Genomic DNA, 19,180 nt, shown 5'->3' with positions numbered 1-19,180 from the left:
GGATAAATTATTATTCTGATTTAAATGATATGGATGCTGTTTCTAAACCTTCTGAAGATGCAGAAAACTGAATAACACCTCCTGTTTTGGTTGTTTTTATTATTGCCAAACATTTTCCGTTAAACGCTTTTCTTTCTTTAGCTTGAAAAGAATCATGACTAAAATTATCTCCATTTCCAACCCCCATTAAAGTGGCTTCACCATCAATGTTAAATTTAATTAAATTATCTGCCTTAGGTACAACATTTCCATCTTTATCCAACACAGTACATTCTATATATGCCAAATCTTTATCATTAGCTTTTAAGTTTAACCTTCTAACAAAAAGTTCTATTTTAGCTGGTTTACCAGCAGTTTTTACTTCTTTGGTAGCTACTGCTTTACCATCTTTATAAGAGATTGCTTTTAAGGTACCTGGTTTATAAATTACATCCCAAGATTGGTATTCTACACCTTTAATATCATTTGTTTTCTTTCCAAGAGATTTTCCGTCTTGCAATAACTCTACAGCATCTCCGTTGGTAAACGCATAAACAGTTACTTTTTTTCCTTCTTGACCTTCTAAATTCCAATGCGGAAAAATATGCACCATTGGTTTATCTGTCCATTGAGATTGATAGAAATAATAACCATCTTTTGGAAAACCACATAAATCAATTGGCGCAAAAGATGATGAACGAGCTGGCCAACCATAAGGAATAACTTCTCCTAAATAATCCCAACCGGTCCAAATAAACTGTCCCATTATGTTATCTCTATTTTTGATATCTTTCCAAGCTTGAACTCCTCTAAAACCAATTAACACCCTAGTTTCAACCCAATCATAAGATTCTTTAGATGTATAATTTAATTTATCCCAATAAGCTATCTTTTCATCACCATACAAATAAGTTCCTCTTGGATAGTACGATTGTGCAGATGCACATTCTGTAACAATACCCATTGCATTTGGTGCAATTTCGTTTTCTCTTTCTAATCCGTTTTCTTTAATGTAATTGTATCCTCTAATATCACTTGTAGACGCTGCTGCCTCACTAGGCCATGCATCCCAACCGTAACCAATTAAACCATTTGTAACAGGTCTATCATCTAAAGTGTGAATAATATTTATTAAACGATTTGCAATTGGCACCCCTTCATCTGTTTTCATTTGATCAATCTCATTACCAATACTCCACATTACTACAGACGGATGATTTCTATCTCTTAAAACAAAATCAGTTAAATCTTTATCGGCCCATTCTTTAAATTTATCTGCATAATATTTTACAGGAATTCTCACCTTTTTTCCATCTTGTACTGTTGTTGGTTTTTTAACAACTTCCCACTCATCAAAAACTTCGTTCATTACCAAAAAGCCCATTTCATCACAAATTTCTAAAAACTCGGTAGAAAACGGATTGTGAGAAGTTCTAACTGCATTACAGCCCATTTCTCTTAAAACCTCTAGTTGACGCTCTATAGTTCTTCTATAAACTGCAGAGCCTAAAGGACCTCCTGCATGATGTAAGCAAACTCCTTTTAACTTTGTTTGTTTACCATTTATAGAGAAACCAGTATCTTTATCAAATCCTAATTTTCGAATACCGGTTCTTGTAGTTTCTTTACCAATTAAAATTCCTTTCTGAAATATTTCTACTTGTACCGTATATAGTTCTGGAGTTTCTGGCGCCCATAACTTTGGGTTTTTAACCTCTAAATTTACTTCTATGTCTTTTATAGATTTAGGTAATAAAGTCAATTTTTCTTCGGATGAGCTAACTACTAAACCCTCTTTTAGAACACTCGTTACAGCAACTACTTCTTGCTTAACAGCATATTCTGTTTCTAGGTTAAAAGTAGCATTAACTGTTGCTTTTTCTTTTGATATTTTGGGTGTAGTTACATACAAACTCCAATTAGGAATAAATGTTTTTTGTTTAATTTTTAAAGTTACATCTCTATACAAACCTGTACCTGTATACCATCTAGAACCTGGTTGTTCTGAATTGTCTAAAGTAACGGTTAGCACATTTTTCTTATCAAAATTAATGTGTTTTGTTAAGTCGTATTCAAAACCAATATACCCCATTGGTCTATACCCAACTTTTACGCCATTAATATATACGATAGAATTTCTATAAGCTCCATCAAAATAAATAAAAACTTTACCATCCTTCTTATTTGCATTTACGTTAAACGTTTTTCTGTATGTACTTTTACCGGTTGGTAACCAACCTCCTCTAGAAAAAGAAGGATTGTCTTTAGAAAAAGGTCCTTTAATACTCCAATCATGAGGTACTTTTATGGTTTCCCATGAAGAATCATTATAATTTGGATTTACCGCTGCTTGAACATTTTCTTGAATAAATTTCCAATCTTCATTAAAATTAATATGCACTGGTGCTGTTTTTTTTTCTGAACAAGAAATAAAAAAGGATAAAAATAAAAGTATAAAAGTTGATTTTATAAAATTTTCTCTTGCGATAGTTTTAAAACTTAAATTCATTTTATTTTTTTTAGGTTAGTTGAGATATTAATTCAAAAAACTAATAAATACTTATCGTTAGATTTTGATTAACTTTTGTAAAATTATTAATAATATCTCTATTATATAGGAACAAATGTCCTAGAAAGTAACACTAATAGTATCTCTGTGATATAAAACAATAAGTCTATGGAATAAAAATTAAATAGGTTTAATACTATATATAGTAAAAAGGAAAAAGCCAAAACAATTATTTATTTTGGCTTTTTCTCTTTTAAAATTATAAAACTCTGTATTTTATCTTAATTTCTTAAATCTTCTTTATAGATTTTAAAATCATCATAATAAACAGTATAATCTGTACCACCTGTTGGTACTGGCTGAATTCTTATTTTCTTATTTGTACCATCTTCAGTCATTAATTTTTTAGTCTCTACAAGAGTCCAAGTATCTAATGCTGGTGCTGTACCTGCAGGATAAAGTTCTCCATACCATCTAGGTGTAACGGCAGTTGACCCAACTGCTGCATCAAGCCATATTTTATCTCCGTGATCTAATTGATGAAAAGAATCATCTAAGGTTACAGAAGATGATAAGATATATCTTCTATAAGAAACTACATATGTTGCTCCTCCTTCATAATTTAATGTTGACCCTGATTCTAATCGAGGTTTTAAAGCTGTTAATTTAGCGCTCTGTGCTCCTTCAAAAGCTACATCTGCACTTAACGCTACAGTTGCTCCTGCTCCACTAGCTCCTTCTACCCAGAAATCTCCAAGCGTACCTTCAAAACCACCGTCTGTAATTAAATTCTTAAAATAAGGTTGTACAGTAATTGCTGTAAAACCTGCTATAGCACCATCACCAACAGATCTAATATCTCCAGTACCATCATGAGCTATCGTAATAACATCATCTTGATAAAGAGAAGCTCCAATACCAGATAATGTAATTTTTAACATTTTTGTATCATTTGCATCTACAGAAATAGAAGCAATATCGATAGATGATCCATTTAAAATAACATTAAAACCTACTGTAGGGTCTGCTGAATTTGAAATTGATACTGGGTCTATATTTTGATTAAAACGAATTAATATCTCATCATTTTCAGATTCTAATACTCCTCCAACTTTATTCATTGGAGTAGGTACAAATACTTCAATCGGTTCATCTGTAAAAGATTGTAATACACGATCATCTAAAGACATAATAGTACTACCTGTATAACTAACTGTAACCACTTTAGCTGCATCTGTAGGTACCAAAGGTGTTTCTAAAGAAAGATATACCAATCCTCCATTACCTCCATTATAAGATGCAATTGATACATTAGTTGTTGGCACAACTGTACCATCAACCTTTACTGTAAAATCGTTAAGAACATTACCCTCTATTGCTTTTAAACGAGAACTAATTGGTATTGATATTCTATTATCATCTAATTCTGCTACAGCTCTTACAGTAGTATCTAAAACTAAGTCTTCATCTAAAGGAACTACATTAAATATCATTGGTACATCATAAACATCACTACTAGCACCTAAGTCTTCATCTCTAAGTCTTGAAGCCGTTAATTCTAATTGGTATTCTCCAAGTCTAGAAAATTGTAACGTATCAATTATTCTTTTAGTAAAATCTCCTTCTCTATCAAAATTACTCACACTATAACCTGTTCTAGCTTCTTCATCTTCTTCTAATGTATGCATTCTAAATTTTGTTATTTGAGGACGTGCATTGTTATCAATAAGCTTAGCACTTAAATCTTCAATAATTATTTGATCTCCAAATTTTACAGTCATAGAAGCTGTATTTTTATGATCTATTATTGTTTCATCCAATCGTCTTAACTCTGGTGTAGCAACTACAGTATCATAAACATCTATTAAATAGGTATATTCTGCAATCCATTTATCTTCAATTTTTTTAGTTCTAATTGTATCTGGAATAAAAGCAGCAGTAAGATTATCATAAGAAACATTAAATTCAAATTCGGTGGAGTCTTTAAATACTCCATAATATTTAACTTTAGTTAAAGAATCTCCTTTTTTAAACATTACATGTACTGTTTGATCTTTGGAAACAGTATCGCCAGCATTTATAATATAATCATCATAATTTGGTAGTTTGTCTGGTAATGGTCCTTGTAAGAAAAAATCTCCTTCGTTAATAGTCCATTTACGTTCTAACGTACCCTGCGAAATGTCTGACAATGAAAAGAAGTTATTAACTTCTGTTCTCATAGTTACTGTATTAACACCCGCTGATGTTAATATATAAAGATCTGATATTTCTTCTGAGGGAATTTCATAATCGTTATTATTACATGATATTATCAGCAACAATAACGAGAATGCGTATAATAAGTTTTTTATTGTTTTCATATTTAATACATTTTGTTTTTTAAACTATTAGGAATAAAATTTAATAATTAAATTATTTATCCCAATTTAAATTGGCATTTCTTTCATCTTGAGGAACTGGAAAATAAGAATGAAGTTCTTCATTAAAATTTTGTGATCCTAAAAAGTTATCTCTTAACGTAGCTTCTTTTACTCTTCTATTTCCATTTGCTTGAGGATTTGCAGGAATTCTAAGTGTAAAAGTTGGTACATCTCCATTAAGCGTAATAAAGTTTCTCCATCTAACTGGGTGTTTCCCTGTTAGGTTTTGTCTGTAATTCCATGCATCATACTCAAATTGAGATAAATAAACTAATCGTTCTTTCCAAACACCCCATCTTCTTAAATCTACGGTTCTTTGCCCTTCTAAACATAATTCTAAAGGCTTTTCTACAAAACGTAAATGGTTTGTTAAGTTTTCTAAAGTTACTTGTTCTTCTCCATTACTATCATCTAAATCGATATCATCTAAATAAGTTGCTTGACCAACAAATTCTGCTCCAGCTTCAGTTTCTTTACCTAATAAATAAAGATGAGATCTTTTTCTAATTCTATTAATATAAACTAGTGCTTCAGATAAATTTGAGCTTTCTATCATACATTCTGCATATAATAAATAAATTTCTGCCAAACGTATTACTGGAATATTTAATTCTGATTTACCTCTAGTTTCTAAATCTTCTAGTTCTCCTTTACCTCCATTTGGAACATTCCAACTTGTAAATTTTTTCCAAATAGAAGTATTTACTTTAGAATGAGGAGCTGCATCTGGGTCTATTCCAAATTCAGCAGAAGAAACACCATACATAGGAGAATCTGGATCATCTACTATAGATATTGTACTTGCTGTACGCAAACTATATTTTCTAAGTACATTTAACTCTACACTAGCTAAATTTCCATTAGCCGGGTCGTAAATGTTTCTATCAACATAATTTGCTGGATCTGAAGGATCTGGTTTTTCTTTAGAAAACGCAAGAGTTAACCAAGATGACATAACATGGTCATTACTATTATGTAAACGAGATGAAATTTTTTGAGCTAAATTTTGTTCTTCTAACCCTAAAAGATTTGCTAAACTATAATTTACCTCAAAAATAGATTCTGAATTAAACTCCTCTATACCTGTTAAACACTTAGATAGATCATCTACTAAAGAGTAATTATAATTATCTATAACATTTTTTAAATACACTTCTGCCGTACTAAAATCATTATCGTTCATATAACTCTTAGCAATTAAAGCTTCACAAGCTCCTGCAGTAATACGTCCTAAATTTCCTGATCCTGCCACAGTTCTCCAATCATTATAATCTGCTGGTAAATTATCTAAACCGTATTGTAAATCTGCTCTAAAAAAAGTTTTAATTTCTTCTGATGTAGAAAACTTTTTCTGAAAATCATCAAAAGATACAGGTACAGTTGTAAATAAAGGTAAAGAACCTTTATTATAAGAACTATGTAATACGTAATAATAGTAACCTCTTAAAGCCCTTGCTTCTGCTTCTAATCGTAAACCTGCAGCAACACCTTCAACTCCGGTGTATGTAGATTTTAATTTTTCATAAGCATCTAAAACTTGATTTGCTCTAAATATCCCTAAATAACAAGCATCCCATTTATTTTGTACTTCATTTGTAGTTAAATCAAACGTTTGATCGTAAAGAGGAGTTCCAGTAGTATTCTGTCTAAAATTTCTAGGTGTTGCAATATCTGTACGAGTAGGTTCTGATAAAATACCTAGAATATTCTCATCTCTTAATGCCGCATACGTTGCATTTAAACCTGCATTTAAATCTCCTTTTGTTTTCCAAAAACTACCTGTTGTAAGTGCATTTGGGTTTAATTGATCTAATTCCTTAGAACATGCTTGAAATAGAAATACAAGCACCAATAGAGGAACTATTCTTTTTAAAAGTGTATTTTTCATATTTAAGTTTATTTTTATGTCTTTTATCTTTATTATCTTCATCTCTTATTTTTTAAAATTGTAGTTGAAGACCTAACTTGTATTGAGATGACACAGGATATCTACCTCTGTCAATACCACGAGTACTTAACCCGTTACCTCCTACTTCAGGATCAAAACCTGTATACTTAGTAATAGTAATAGGGTTTTGTGCTTGTAAATAAATTCTAAATTTACTAACACCAATTTGACTTAACATTTTTTTAGAAAAAGAATATCCTAAAGCTACGTTACGTAATCTTACAAAATCTCCATTTTCTAAAAAATAATCAGACCCTCCTCTATAAGAAGTACTGTTATTACCATTAAACCAAGGAATATCTGCGTTTGTATTCACTTCTGTCCAAGAATAAAATAAATCTCTATGCACACCTCTTTGATACGCATATGCTTTTGTTCCATTCATAACTTTACCACCAAATGCTCCATACCATTGCATAGAAAAATCAAAATTCTTATAATTAGCAGAGAAGTTTACTCCTCCCTCCCAATCTGGAGTACCACTACCTGAATATACTTTATCATTGTCATCAATTGTACCATCACCTGCATCTGCTATTCCATCTCCATCTGTGTCTACTGTTAATTGATCGATATACATAAGCTCTCCTAATTGTGCACTAGGGCTTATTTTTTTATACTCATTTAACTGTTCTTGAGTTTTTATAATACCGTCTGATTGACGTAAGAAAAATGCAGCTACTTCATAGCCTTCTCTAATTACACTTACTAACTCTCTAACACCAGCTGAAGAAATATAACTATTATCTAAATTTACTACTGGATTATTTGGGCTTGTTTTAGTTACAACATTATCATTACTAGTATAAGTTGCAGATAATGACCATTTAAAACCAGAATTAGCAGAGTGGTTATACTTTGCACCATACTCTATACCAGTATTTGTCATGTCTCCTACATTAAATACTGTACTACGATACTCTCCAGAAACACCAGAAGAAGGTGGATTTACTACTTGATATAATAAATCTTTAACCTCACTTCTATAAAAATCTGAACTAAAAGTTAATTTATTTTTAAATAACCCTAAATCATATCCAAAATTTTGCTCTACTTTAGTTTCCCATCTTAGTTTTGGATTACCATATTCTAATTGGGTTGTTCCCAAATTAATTTCATCACTAGAAGGGTTTGTAATGTTTGGAGAAGCATTATTGCTACCAAAAACATAATCTCTACCAATTTCTACTACAGATTGATTACTATAAGGTGTAAACCTATCATTACCAGTAGTTCCGTAACTTCCTCTAACCTTAAAAGAATTTACAATACCTTTCATAGAATCCCAAAATTTCTCATCAGAAACATTCCATCCAACAGACACAGATGGGAAAAACCCATATTTTTGTCCTTTACTAAATTGTGATGAACCATCATATCTACCACTTGCGCTAAATAAATATTTACCATCATAATTGTATTGTAATCTAGCTATGTTTCCTTGTAAAGTTCTAACATAATCTACCCCTCCAGATTCAATATCCCACAATAGCTCATAATTATCTAAAACAGTAATCTCTGGGTTAATATTATTTCTTACTTCTAAACGTACTCTTTCTTGAGTTGATTTCTCGTAAGAAGTACCTAATAAAAATTTAAAACTATGTTTACCAAATAGTTTATCATAATTAAGAAATTGCTCTGAAGTTATTTTAGAATTATCAACTACTGTAATTCTTTGAGAAGTAATTGCAAGAGGATTTGTAATTAAATCTCCATCTGTATTATAAATATCTAATCTTGGTATTTTTCTAGTTTCTTTTCTATTTGTATAAGTAGCTCCAAATCTAGACGTAAGTTTTAAAGATTTAGACAAGCGATATTCTAACTGTAAATTACCGGTAGTACTGTTAGTATTATGAATTTCTTCTGTTTTTAAAGCTCTAACACTATTTGCATGATTTCTTGCTGTATTTAATCGCCAATCAGAATCTGGATCGTCTGTACTAATATCTGATGCATTAAATATTTCATCATCATCTAAATTGATAACTGGTCTAAATACTTTATAATCAAAAATTCTACTTACCATATTACTTAATGGTACTAATTTTTGATCTCTCCTAAAATTTATTCCTGTAATAACTTTCCATTTACCTGTTGTAAATACAGTATTTGCACGAACATTAAACCTATCTAAATTAGAATTATAAACAATACCTTTTTGCCCAAAATAATTGACATTAAAATTATAAGTTAACCCCTCTTTACCTCCGGTTATGTTAACCGAGTGATTTTGCACTGGAGCATTGTTTTTTAATAAAACTTGTTTTATATCTGTATTATTTGTTAAATAAGATCTGTTTCTAGTAATCTCATACTCTACATTACCCTTTATTTTACCACTCTCTAAATATCCTCTTGTAAGATTAAGATAACTAATTTGCTCAGAAGACATGGTATTAAATTTCGAAGTAATATTTTGAACACCATACTCAGAGTTAACACGAACATTCATTTGCCCAACTTTACCTTGTTTTGTTGTTATTAAAATAACCCCACCAGCACCACGAGTTCCATATATAGAAGATGAAGCAGCATCTTTTAAAACATCTACAGATTCAATTTCACTTATACTTAATCCCGGGTCAGAATCAAAAGGAATACCATCTACAACAAACAAAGGTCCGTTTTGCCCATCCATTAAAGAACTAAATCCACGAATTAAAATATTAGATGATTCACCAGGAGCTCCAGAGCTCGCTGCAATATTTACACCTGCTATTTGTCCTTGTAAAGCAGTACCAATATCTGGAGTTGTGGTTCTTTCTAAATCTTCTGATTTAACTTGTACAACAGCTCCTGTTACCTCTTTCTTTTTCTGAGAACCATAACCAACAACAACAATTTCATCTAACGTTGCTGCATCTAATTCTAAAATAACATTGATTACCTTGTTATTACCAACCTTTATTTCTTTTGTTGAATAACCTAAGTAAGAAAAAACTAATGTTTGACCTTCTTTTACTTTAATATTATAATTTCCATCAAAATCTGCTGAGACACCTTTTTTGGTTCCCTTAATAACAATGCTTGCACCAAGCAAAGGAAATCCATCTCCAGAAATATTACCTTTTACATTTAATTTTTGTGCATGCAATGAACCAATGCTTAAAAATAATGTAAAAACTAAAATGACCGATTTAAATCGAAATTTCTTGAACTCTTTGTTTTCAAGTAAATTAATTTTCATGTTTTTTTTGTTTTTGGGTTTATACTAAACAAATATTAAATTAATGTTAAAATTACAAGGTCACAGATGTTCTATTTGTGGAAACATATCAACGGTATACTAAAAATACAAAAAAACACAAACCATTAATAAACAGTTCTTTAACTTATTTTTATTATAAAAAAAAAGAAAACATATAGACATATAGCATAAATAACGGTTAATATTCTATAGAAATAAATTGGGACTTCTTTTTTATATTAACCCTCATTTTCAAAATTAAAACAAAATAAATTCTGGTTAATAATGTATTATAATCACATAAAAAAACTCAGAATTTTAACAATTCTGAGTTTTTAAACTTACATATCTTGTAGTACTCTATTTTATTTTTTTTAAGTTCAAAACTTACTTTTTAGATAATTATAGTCATCTGCCCTACTAAAACTATTCCTTCACCACTAAAAATTGTCCTATTTGAAATTCTTTCCCTTTTGCTAACTTTAACAACTTAACAGTAGTAGTATGAGTTCCTGCTTTAATTTCATCTAAAAAGATATATTTATTTTGCGATTTACCACTTCTAGATTTTAAATCAAAAAGCTTTGGAGCACCTCCATCAGTTCTAACTTCTATCTGAATGGCTCCTTTGGCTTCTAACTTTGTTGTAAGTCCTAACAAGAATCCATTCCAATTCACGGTAAAAGATTCTCCTATAATAGTGGTTTTCTTCGCTTCTTCAAAAAGAGTTTTATCGCCTCCATTTTTATCTGTAAAATCATCATTAATATAAACAGCATTGTCATCAAAATTAACTTTTGTCCATTTTGATGAAAATCTAGCTTTAGAAATCGGCATTAATGCAGCATCAGAAAAAATATGTTTTTTAGAAGCAACAGGAATAACATTAGGTCCTGGAGTTCCATAATTCTCTATTTTCTTTAAAGATCGTACCAATACATCTTTATAAATATCATGTCCGGCTTCTAATGGATGTGTGCCATCATTCGTAAAAATTATTTTTCCTTTAGAAGCACTATCACCTTTCTGAAAAACAAGTTTATTTTCATTTAATAATTTTACAACTTCCAAACCAAATTCTATAGAAGTAATACCATAATGGTTTGCTACAGGTTCCATGCTTTTACCTGCGTTGGTTTGTTTTCCTTTCTTAATATCTGCAATCATCCCTTTTGCTATGGTGTACACAATACAAATTTCTGTATTTGGATTCTCTTTCCATATTTGAGGTATTAATCCTTCTAGAGCTCTTCCTTTATACACACCTCCATTATTTACTCGGTACTCTATAAAAACCATATCTGGTTTGTGTTGTAACAAATGATTGTATATTCTACAAGCTCCGTAATCTGGTCCTGTACCTCCAATGGCCGCATTTATTTGAGTAATAGTTGCTTTTGGATATTCATTTTTTAACCATTCTAAGGATTTTGTTCTCCATAAACCTCCATTGGTAATGCTTCCACCAATGTAACCTATCTTAACATCATCTCCTGCTTTTAATTTTTTAAAAAAATTAGGCAAACCGTCTCGCATTCTTAACTCTTCTGTTTTGTTTACATCAAAAGAATAAGGTTTGTTAGATACTTGTGCTAATATCGTATTAACACTTATAGCGGTAATTATAATAAATAAGGATATTATTGTTTTCATAATTAGTTATTTTTCTTAGAAAGTACTTATTAGCTTTAACAAACAGCATTTTACTAATCAGCTTATTTTTTCCTTTTAATAATTATTTTTTGTGATTTTATTTTTCTTTTCCCTACTTTTAATACAAATACATAAATACCTGGATTGAATTCTTTTAAATCGATCCTTTTATTAACAATATTATTAGATGAAATCTTTTTTATAAACTGACCTGATTGGGTTAGGATTACAACAGAGTAATTAGAATATTCTGTAGTAACTCTAATGTTGTTTTGTGCAGGATTCGGATAAAAAAATGTTTTTTCATTATTTTTAACATTCTTAGAAATTCCTAAATGTTTTTCAACCACAATTGGCTTCTGTAATCTAATGGGAGGTAAATCAAAACTTACATTTTGAATACTTAGATTGCTTTCCATTATATTCTGACCTGCTCTAATTAGTACATCTCCTGTTCCTTCATCATTTCCCCCAAATAAAATTTTCTTAGTATTTACATCTCCTCCAATAAAATCATTTAATAAAATATCTCCGCCTTTTTTAGTTCCTATTTGAATGTTTTCTCCTTCATTAATCAAAATATATTTCGATATTTTAGTAGATTCATTAAAAGTATTTCCAGCTATATAAATATTTCTTGCTCCATACGCATGTACATCTCTTTTACAATCTTTGTTTGTATTACCTTCTTTAGCACATTTTGTACTTGCTCTTCTTTCATTGCTCCCAAATACATTATAAGTCCAAGTAGAAAAAGTGTTAGATGGTTGTAACTGTGTAACCCTTTTATGTCCTTCTGTTCCGTTTATATGAATATAAGCATAAGCTTTAGGCACGCTATTAGACATTGAAAAAGTGTTATTATAAATCTCAATATTCTTAGTAAATTGCTCCATGTGTATTGCCTGACAACCTCCTCCAGCATCATCTGTCATTCCTTCAAAAATATTTTTTCGGATGATAACATCTTTGGTTTGCACCATTGCAATATGAAATTGTTTGCTTTTTTCAAACGTACAATTTTCAATAATTGTTCCGTTTAAACTTGTACTTTCTGTATACCTTCTTCCTGTACCATCACCACTGTTTTCTCTATCATTTCCATTGTCTGATGAAATAGCTGTTTGATATCCTTCTTTAAAAACACAACCATCAATTATAACCTTATCAACGTTTACAATTACTTCTCCTCCTCTTTGATTCGTATTTCTATTAAAAATCTGAAGCGGCATAAAATCTATATTCGAAAAAATACAATTTTTTAAAACTAAGCCATCGGTAGCGTAGGCATTGCTAGCCGTAATAGCATTTCTTAGAGAATTAATAAAGGTTACATTTTTAAATTGATGTCCCTTACTTTTATTAAAACGAAATATCGTATTTCCAAATGTTTTTTGATTATCTCCTCCATCAATTGTTAAGTTACTTATTCTAAAATTATTCCCTTTAGCATCAATAAATACATTTTTTAATGCTGTAAGTTTCATTGTAGTTTTATCCATACCACTGCCTTCTAAAACCAGGTTGTTATTTTCTAACGATACCGTTTTAGGAAATTCATACAAACCTTCTGGTAAGATTATTTTTTTTGTAACACCATCATTTCCCCAAGTAATAATTTGGTCTATATTATTAGGGTTGGCCGTTTCTGTTTGAGCTAACAAACTAAGAACATTGCTAAATATGATTAAGATTACTGTGGTAATTTTTATTTTATTTAATTGAAACATAGTGTTGTTTATTTAATTTTTTGTTCTAAAAAAATATCAAAACCTTTCATTTACTTAGTTAATTATGAAACCTTTATAAGACGTTTTATACATCGTTATTGTTTTAAGATATATCTTCTTTATGTTATATAATTGAGATTCTAATTCTTCTTTCGCTAGCTTTTTCTATCATGTTATTCTATAGCCATTAACCAAATATTTTCCGATATCGCTATCTAATTCCGTAAATTACAGTAGAATTTAAAGCATAGAAATACTTTTATTTTCTATGAAATATTACTGGTTTTCTATTTTAATGTGATTTTGTAAACAATAGCAGCTTCACCATATTCTGGCATTTTTTTAGGAGAAACAACAAGCAATCCTGCATTCGTTTTTTTCCATGTAATACGCTCCTTGCTACCTAGAACTTTAATTGATTTAATTTTTAAATCTTTTGCCTTTCCTGCAAAAGATTTAAGAGTAATTTCTTGTTTAGCTCCTGGCCAACCTAATTGAATGGCATACACATATTTTCCCTTTTTAGTATAACGAACATCTTTTGCATTTAAATTATTTAACCCCTCTTTTATTGCACCATAAGCGTTCCATTCATCTTCAGGATTTCTCTTTAAGATTGTTGGTCCCTGACCAAATTCTACAAAAGGACGTGTTTTGTAAATCGCTTCACCATAGAGTCCTAGCCAATGACCGATTCCCTTCATTGCCGCAACTTGTTCTTCGGGTATAATTCCTTCTGCCATAGGTGCTGCAGCTAAAATCATTACGCCATTTTTACTTACAACTTCTGCTAATATTCTAATTGCTTTTTGTGGGTTAATAGCAAAACGCTTGTCTTTATTGTATCCCCAAGAACTTCCTATTTGAAAATCTGTTACCCAAACATTTGGTGTAATATCTTCCATTGTTGCTCTTTCTAAATTTACAATAGCAACATCCGTTGGAAAAAAGGTTCCTTTCGTATTTACAACAACTTCTTTATTTAAAGCATCTGCTTTGTTAAAATAGTTCGCTAAAAATTGCTTGCGATAATCTTCACGTACATAGCCTTGAGCAAAATCCATCCAAATATAATCAGGACAATAGGTGTCAATAACTTCATTTAGTTTCCCTATCCAAATATCACATTCTTCTTTATAAGAAGTATTTCCGTATAAAATATCAAATTTATCTCCTTGAGGATATTCAATATTTTCATAAACAGCTAAATGTTGAGACACAGGTCTTAATATTGTGTTTTCTTTCTTAGGAAAAAACATCATGTGAAAACCGTGATGAAAAGTTGTCATAAATTTTAAATCACGTTTTTTAACCTCGTAAGCCATTTCTTTAACAATGTCTATTTTAGGTCCCATATCTTTAGAATTCCAAGGATTTACTTTACTTTCCCACAACGAAAATCCATCATGATGCTCTGCTATAGTTCCAATAAATTTAGCCCCCATGTTTTCAAACATATCTACCCATCTTTTTGCTGAGAATTGTTCTGCCTTCCACTCGGCTATAAAATCATGATATTGTTTATCTCTACCGTAGGTTTTAGTATGATAATCATAAATATCTTTGCCCCAATTCTTTCTACGATTTTTATCGTACATAAAACGACCATACCATTCATTACCATTGGCAGGTACATTGTACACACCAAAATGAAAATAAACACCCAACTTTGCATCAGCAAACCACTCTGGTGTTACTTTATGTTTTTTTAAACTCTCCCACTCTGGTTTAAATTTTTCCTGAGCATTTATTATTGAAACCGTGACTATAAAAGTTATAAGTATTGCAATTCTTTTAATTTTCATCTATGTGTGTTTTGTTGTTCTTATTAATTTTCTCTAAAGCCTATCGATATGTTACTTTTAACCAATCAAAAAAACGCATATTATTATTATTTTAATATCTCAAATGTTCTTAATAAGAACACAAACAACTTTTAAACATTTTATTTAAAGAATTTACTTTTAAAAAGTATTTAATTTCTACTATAAATTTTAAGTACTATTTTTAGTATTGAGTATTTAATAGAAAGGTACTTTTCCATTATTTTATGACATAAAACAATAAAAGCTCTTGAAAAAATCAAGAGCTTTTATTGATGAGTAGTTTTTTATTAATCTAAAACAGGGGTTCTTTTTTCGTCTACACGCTTCATTGCATTTACTTCGTAAATCCGTTTTAACTGCCACAAAGGTCTTTCTAATTCACCTTCCCATTCAAACAAATCTGTAAATAGTTCTTTAACTTTTTCTGGATATTTATATGCTAAGTTATTGTTTTCAGAAATGTCTTTTGATATATTATACAACTCTGCAGGTCTATCTGGAAAACGCAATAATTTCCAATCTCCTTTTCTTATAATCCCTCTATTTTCTTTTTTCCAATATAACATTTTATGAGGATCTGCATTATTTTTACCCGTTACATACGGCAATAAATCAACTCCATCAATATCTTTAATTTTAGAAGCATTTCCTCCTGCAACATTTACAAATGTTGGTAACATATCTAACATACTAATAGGTTTGCTATATTCTGAACCTGGTTTAATTACCGATGGATATTTCAGTACAAAAGGAACTCTTATACCTCCTTCTAAGTTATTAGACTTACATCCACTTAATGGAAAATTACAAGTATGTGTTCCGTCAGGTCCACCGTTATCATTAGAAAAAATAATCATAGTGTTCTTTTCTAAGCCTTCATCCTTTAATTTTTTTAAAATTTGTCCACATGCTTTATCTAAAGCAAGCGTCATGGCTGCTAAAATTTTACGTTTTCCTGTTAATCCTTTAATTTTAGCTAAGTCTTCTGGAGTAGCTTGCATAGGAGAATGTACTGCGTTGAAAGAAACATACATAAAAAATGGATTTTTCTTATTTCTATCGATAAAATCACACGCTTCATCCGCTAAATCATAAGTTAAATATTTAGACGGCTCTTTAAATACTTTGTATCCTTTTTCTAACCTATCTTCTTTTTTATTGATAGCTTGTTTTTGTGTTAAAGGAAAAAAGCTTCTTGCTCCTCCTCTAAAACCATAAAACTCATCAAAACCTCTGTATAAAGGATGATATCTGTCTGCATTTCCCATATGCCACTTGCCTAAAACAATAGATTTATATCCTAATTTACCTAAGTGATCGGCAATTGTTTTTTCCTTTAAAGGCAATCCCATATCATCTCCTAATAATTTAGAAGATTCACTCATATAACCTGGTACATTGTTTTCTTCAAATCCAAATCTTTGTTGATATCTACCTGTTAAAAATCCTGCTCTAGAAGGACCACAAACTGCTGCTGTAGTATATGCTTCTTTAAAAATCATCCCTTCAGAAGCTAACTTGTCTAAATTAGGGGTGCTAAATGTTTTACTTCCTTGAAAACCGAAATCAAAATACCCAGCATCATCTGCAAATAAAAAAACAATGTTTGTTTTCTTTTGGGCTGCTGTTTTTTGTTGTCCTAAAAACAAGATGGCAAAAACGAATAAACTAACTATTCTTTTCATTTTTTATTTTATTTTATTATTGAATTTATCTTAAAGTAATTGTAAGTTCTTGTGGTTTTGCGGCTCCTAACTTTACACTTTTATTTCCTGGTGATGAATTTCCAACCGTAATTTTATAATCTCCTTTTCTCCAAACTTTAGCTCCTTTAGTATCAATTACTTTTAACTCTTCTGTACTTAAAGTAAAAGAAACTGTTTTTATAGCTCCTTTAGCCAATGTAATTCTTTTAAAAGCTTTTAAACTTTGTAAAGGTAAATTGTCTTTATTTACTTTAGGGCTTACATATAATTGAACCACCTCATCAATATCATAATTTCCTACGTTAGCAACCTCCACACTTACTTCTAAACTTCCGTTTTTTCTAAGTTTTGTATTGCTCAATTTTAAGTTCTTAATTTCTGTTTTAGAATATGTTAATCCAAAACCAAAAGGATACATAGGTTCTTCTGTCATGTACTTATAAGTACGACCTTTCATAGAATAATCTTCATAAGAAGGTAATTGTTCTACATTTTTAGGAAATGTAATAGGCAAGTGACCCGATGGAGAAATATCTCCGAATAACACATCTGCAACAGCATTACCACCTTGTTCTCCAGGATACCACATTTGTATAATAGCATCACAATGCTCTTCTATTCCTTCTAAAGAAATAGGACTTCCACTTGCTATTACCAATACCAAAGGTCCTTTTTTCTTTTTTGCCATAGTTTGTACATAATCAATTTGATTTTGTGGCAATTTTAAATCAGTTTTATCTCCTACATTTTCAGCAGCAATTGCATCTACTTCTTCTCCTTCTCTATCTGCAGACAAACCAACTACACAAATAGTAACATCAGATTCTGCAGCTACATTAGGTGCCCAATTTTTAGGGTTGATATTTTTATGAAAAGGCAATGCTCCGCTTCTATAATTTAAAGAAGAACTTAAAGATACAGCATCTGCAATACCTGCTAATACAGTAACAATACCAGGACTAATTCCGTAATAACTCCCCATTAACACATCTGCAGAATTGGCAAAAGGTCCTGTTACATAAGGAACTTTTACATCTTTAGAAATAGGCAATGTATTGTTTTTGTTTTTTAACAATACAATTGATTTTTGAGCAGCTTCTCTAGCCAAAGCAATATGTTCTTTACTATGAATATGTTCTGGACCTACATTTAAATAAGGATTTGTATCTGACTTGTCAAACATCCCCAACCTAAAACGTGTTTTAAATAATTGTTTAGTTCTTTCGTGAATTAATTCTTCTGAAATCAAGCCTGTTTCCACAGCTTTTTTAAGAAATTTAAACGTATTTCCACAATTTAAATTCATTCCGGCTTCTAATGCTACAGAAGCTGCTTCTTCGGCAGATTTAACATATTTCATTTTATTAAAAATACCACTAACGGCACCACAATCTGATGTAATATAACCATCAAACTTCCATTTGTCTTTTAAAATATCTTGTATTAAAAATTTACTAGCACCAGATGGCACACCATAAACGGCATTATAAGCAGTCATAACACCTTCTACTTTTGCATCTACTACAAGAGCCTCAAAAGCAGGCATATATGTTTCGTATAAATCTTGTTGTGTTGGTTCTGCATTAAAATGATGTCTCATGCTTTCTGGTCCCGAATGTACAGCAAAGTGTTTTGCACAAGCCGCCGATTTTAAGTAATTAGGGTCATTCCCTTGTAAACCTTTTACAAAAGCTATACCTATTTTAGAGGTTAATAAAGGATCTTCTCCATAAGTTTCTTGTCCTCTTCCCCAACGTGGATCTCTAAAAATATTTACGTTTGGAGTCCAAAACGTTAACCCTGCATATTTACTATGGTTTCCATTTTTCTGAGAAATAATATATTTTGCTCTTGCTTCTGTAGAAATCGCAGAAGCTACTTTTTCTGCCAGCACAGGATCAAAAGTTGCCCCTATACCAATTCCTTGTGGAAAAATAGTAGCTTTTCCATTACGTGCCACACCATGTAATGCTTCATTCCACCAATCATAATCTGGCACATGTAAACGAGGTATCGCAGGTGCTCCGTTTCTTAATTGATCTATTTTTTCTTCTAATGTCATTTGAGAAACTAAAACCTCCACCCTTTTATCTATGGATAATTCTGTATTTTCAAACGAAAAATCTACATTTTGTGCATTCTCAATAGCAATAACTCCAAAAACTGCTAACACCACTAGTATTTTACTCTTAATAAATCGATTCATTTTAATT

At 30.7% G+C, this 19,180-nt stretch carries 9 protein-coding genes; all 9 read right to left on the bottom strand.

Features of this window, described 5'->3' with window-relative positions; translation table 11 throughout:
* Positions 1-10: 10 nt before the first annotated feature.
* The 9 genes from WHD07_RS00680 to WHD07_RS00640 all read right to left on the bottom strand — a co-directional run bounded on the left by WHD07_RS00680 (position 11) and on the right by WHD07_RS00640 (position 19,173).
* Entirely contained in the window at positions 11-2,488 is a 2,478-nt protein-coding gene (locus WHD07_RS00680; protein ID WP_343329624.1) for a glycoside hydrolase family 2 TIM barrel-domain containing protein, read from the bottom strand.
* A gap of 281 nt (positions 2,489-2,769) precedes the next feature.
* Entirely contained in the window at positions 2,770-4,851 is a 2,082-nt protein-coding gene (locus WHD07_RS00675; protein ID WP_343329623.1) for a hypothetical protein, read from the bottom strand.
* Between the two features lie 52 nt (positions 4,852-4,903).
* Complete coding sequence (locus tag WHD07_RS00670) at positions 4,904-6,841, bottom strand: RagB/SusD family nutrient uptake outer membrane protein (RefSeq protein ID WP_343329622.1); 1,938 nt, start codon at positions 6,839-6,841, stop codon at positions 4,904-4,906.
* A gap of 10 nt (positions 6,842-6,851) precedes the next feature.
* Positions 6,852-10,052 (bottom strand): TonB-dependent receptor, encoded by a 3,201-nt coding sequence (locus WHD07_RS00665; protein WP_343329621.1) that lies wholly within the window; start codon positions 10,050-10,052, stop codon positions 6,852-6,854.
* A gap of 426 nt (positions 10,053-10,478) precedes the next feature.
* On the bottom strand, positions 10,479-11,705 hold the full coding sequence (locus WHD07_RS00660; protein WP_343329620.1) for an SGNH/GDSL hydrolase family protein: 1,227 nt from the start codon (positions 11,703-11,705) through the stop codon (positions 10,479-10,481).
* A gap of 62 nt (positions 11,706-11,767) precedes the next feature.
* The gene (locus WHD07_RS00655) at positions 11,768-13,435 is read right to left on the bottom strand and encodes a T9SS type A sorting domain-containing protein (RefSeq protein WP_343329619.1); all 1,668 of its coding nucleotides are present in this window, start codon (positions 13,433-13,435) and stop codon (positions 11,768-11,770) included.
* A 287-nt stretch (positions 13,436-13,722) separates the two neighbouring features.
* Positions 13,723-15,240: an alpha-L-fucosidase gene (locus WHD07_RS00650; RefSeq protein ID WP_343329618.1), complete on the bottom strand. Its 1,518-nt coding sequence runs from the start codon at positions 15,238-15,240 to the stop codon at positions 13,723-13,725.
* Between the two features lie 308 nt (positions 15,241-15,548).
* Positions 15,549-16,946 carry a sulfatase-like hydrolase/transferase gene (locus WHD07_RS00645; protein WP_343329617.1) on the bottom strand — a complete coding sequence of 466 codons (1,398 nt, stop codon included), beginning with the start codon at positions 16,944-16,946 and terminating at the stop codon, positions 15,549-15,551.
* A gap of 25 nt (positions 16,947-16,971) precedes the next feature.
* Entirely contained in the window at positions 16,972-19,173 is a 2,202-nt protein-coding gene (locus WHD07_RS00640; RefSeq protein ID WP_343329616.1) for a glycoside hydrolase family 3 C-terminal domain-containing protein, read from the bottom strand.
* Between the last annotated feature and the right edge of the window lie 7 nt (positions 19,174-19,180).

The sequence above is a fragment of the Polaribacter staleyi genome, assembly GCF_038024045.1.
Classification (GTDB): domain Bacteria; phylum Bacteroidota; class Bacteroidia; order Flavobacteriales; family Flavobacteriaceae; genus Polaribacter; species Polaribacter butkevichii.
Note: the sequence above shows the minus strand (reverse complement) of the source record. Positions and strands in the feature narration are given on the sequence as shown.

Coding starts and splice junctions, on each gene's coding strand:
- WHD07_RS00675 (WP_343329623.1), bottom strand. CDS start 4,851: ATGAAAACAATAAAAAACTTATTATACGCATTCTCGTTATTGTTGCTG.
- WHD07_RS00665 (WP_343329621.1), bottom strand. CDS start 10,052: ATGAAAATTAATTTACTTGAAAACAAAGAGTTCAAGAAATTTCGATTT.
- WHD07_RS00650 (WP_343329618.1), bottom strand. CDS start 15,240: ATGAAAATTAAAAGAATTGCAATACTTATAACTTTTATAGTCACGGTT.
- WHD07_RS00655 (WP_343329619.1), bottom strand. CDS start 13,435: ATGTTTCAATTAAATAAAATAAAAATTACCACAGTAATCTTAATCATA.
- WHD07_RS00640 (WP_343329616.1), bottom strand. CDS start 19,173: ATGAATCGATTTATTAAGAGTAAAATACTAGTGGTGTTAGCAGTTTTT.
- WHD07_RS00660 (WP_343329620.1), bottom strand. CDS start 11,705: ATGAAAACAATAATATCCTTATTTATTATAATTACCGCTATAAGTGTT.
- WHD07_RS00670 (WP_343329622.1), bottom strand. CDS start 6,841: ATGAAGATAATAAAGATAAAAGACATAAAAATAAACTTAAATATGAAA.
- WHD07_RS00645 (WP_343329617.1), bottom strand. CDS start 16,946: ATGAAAAGAATAGTTAGTTTATTCGTTTTTGCCATCTTGTTTTTAGGA.
- WHD07_RS00680 (WP_343329624.1), bottom strand. CDS start 2,488: ATGAATTTAAGTTTTAAAACTATCGCAAGAGAAAATTTTATAAAATCA.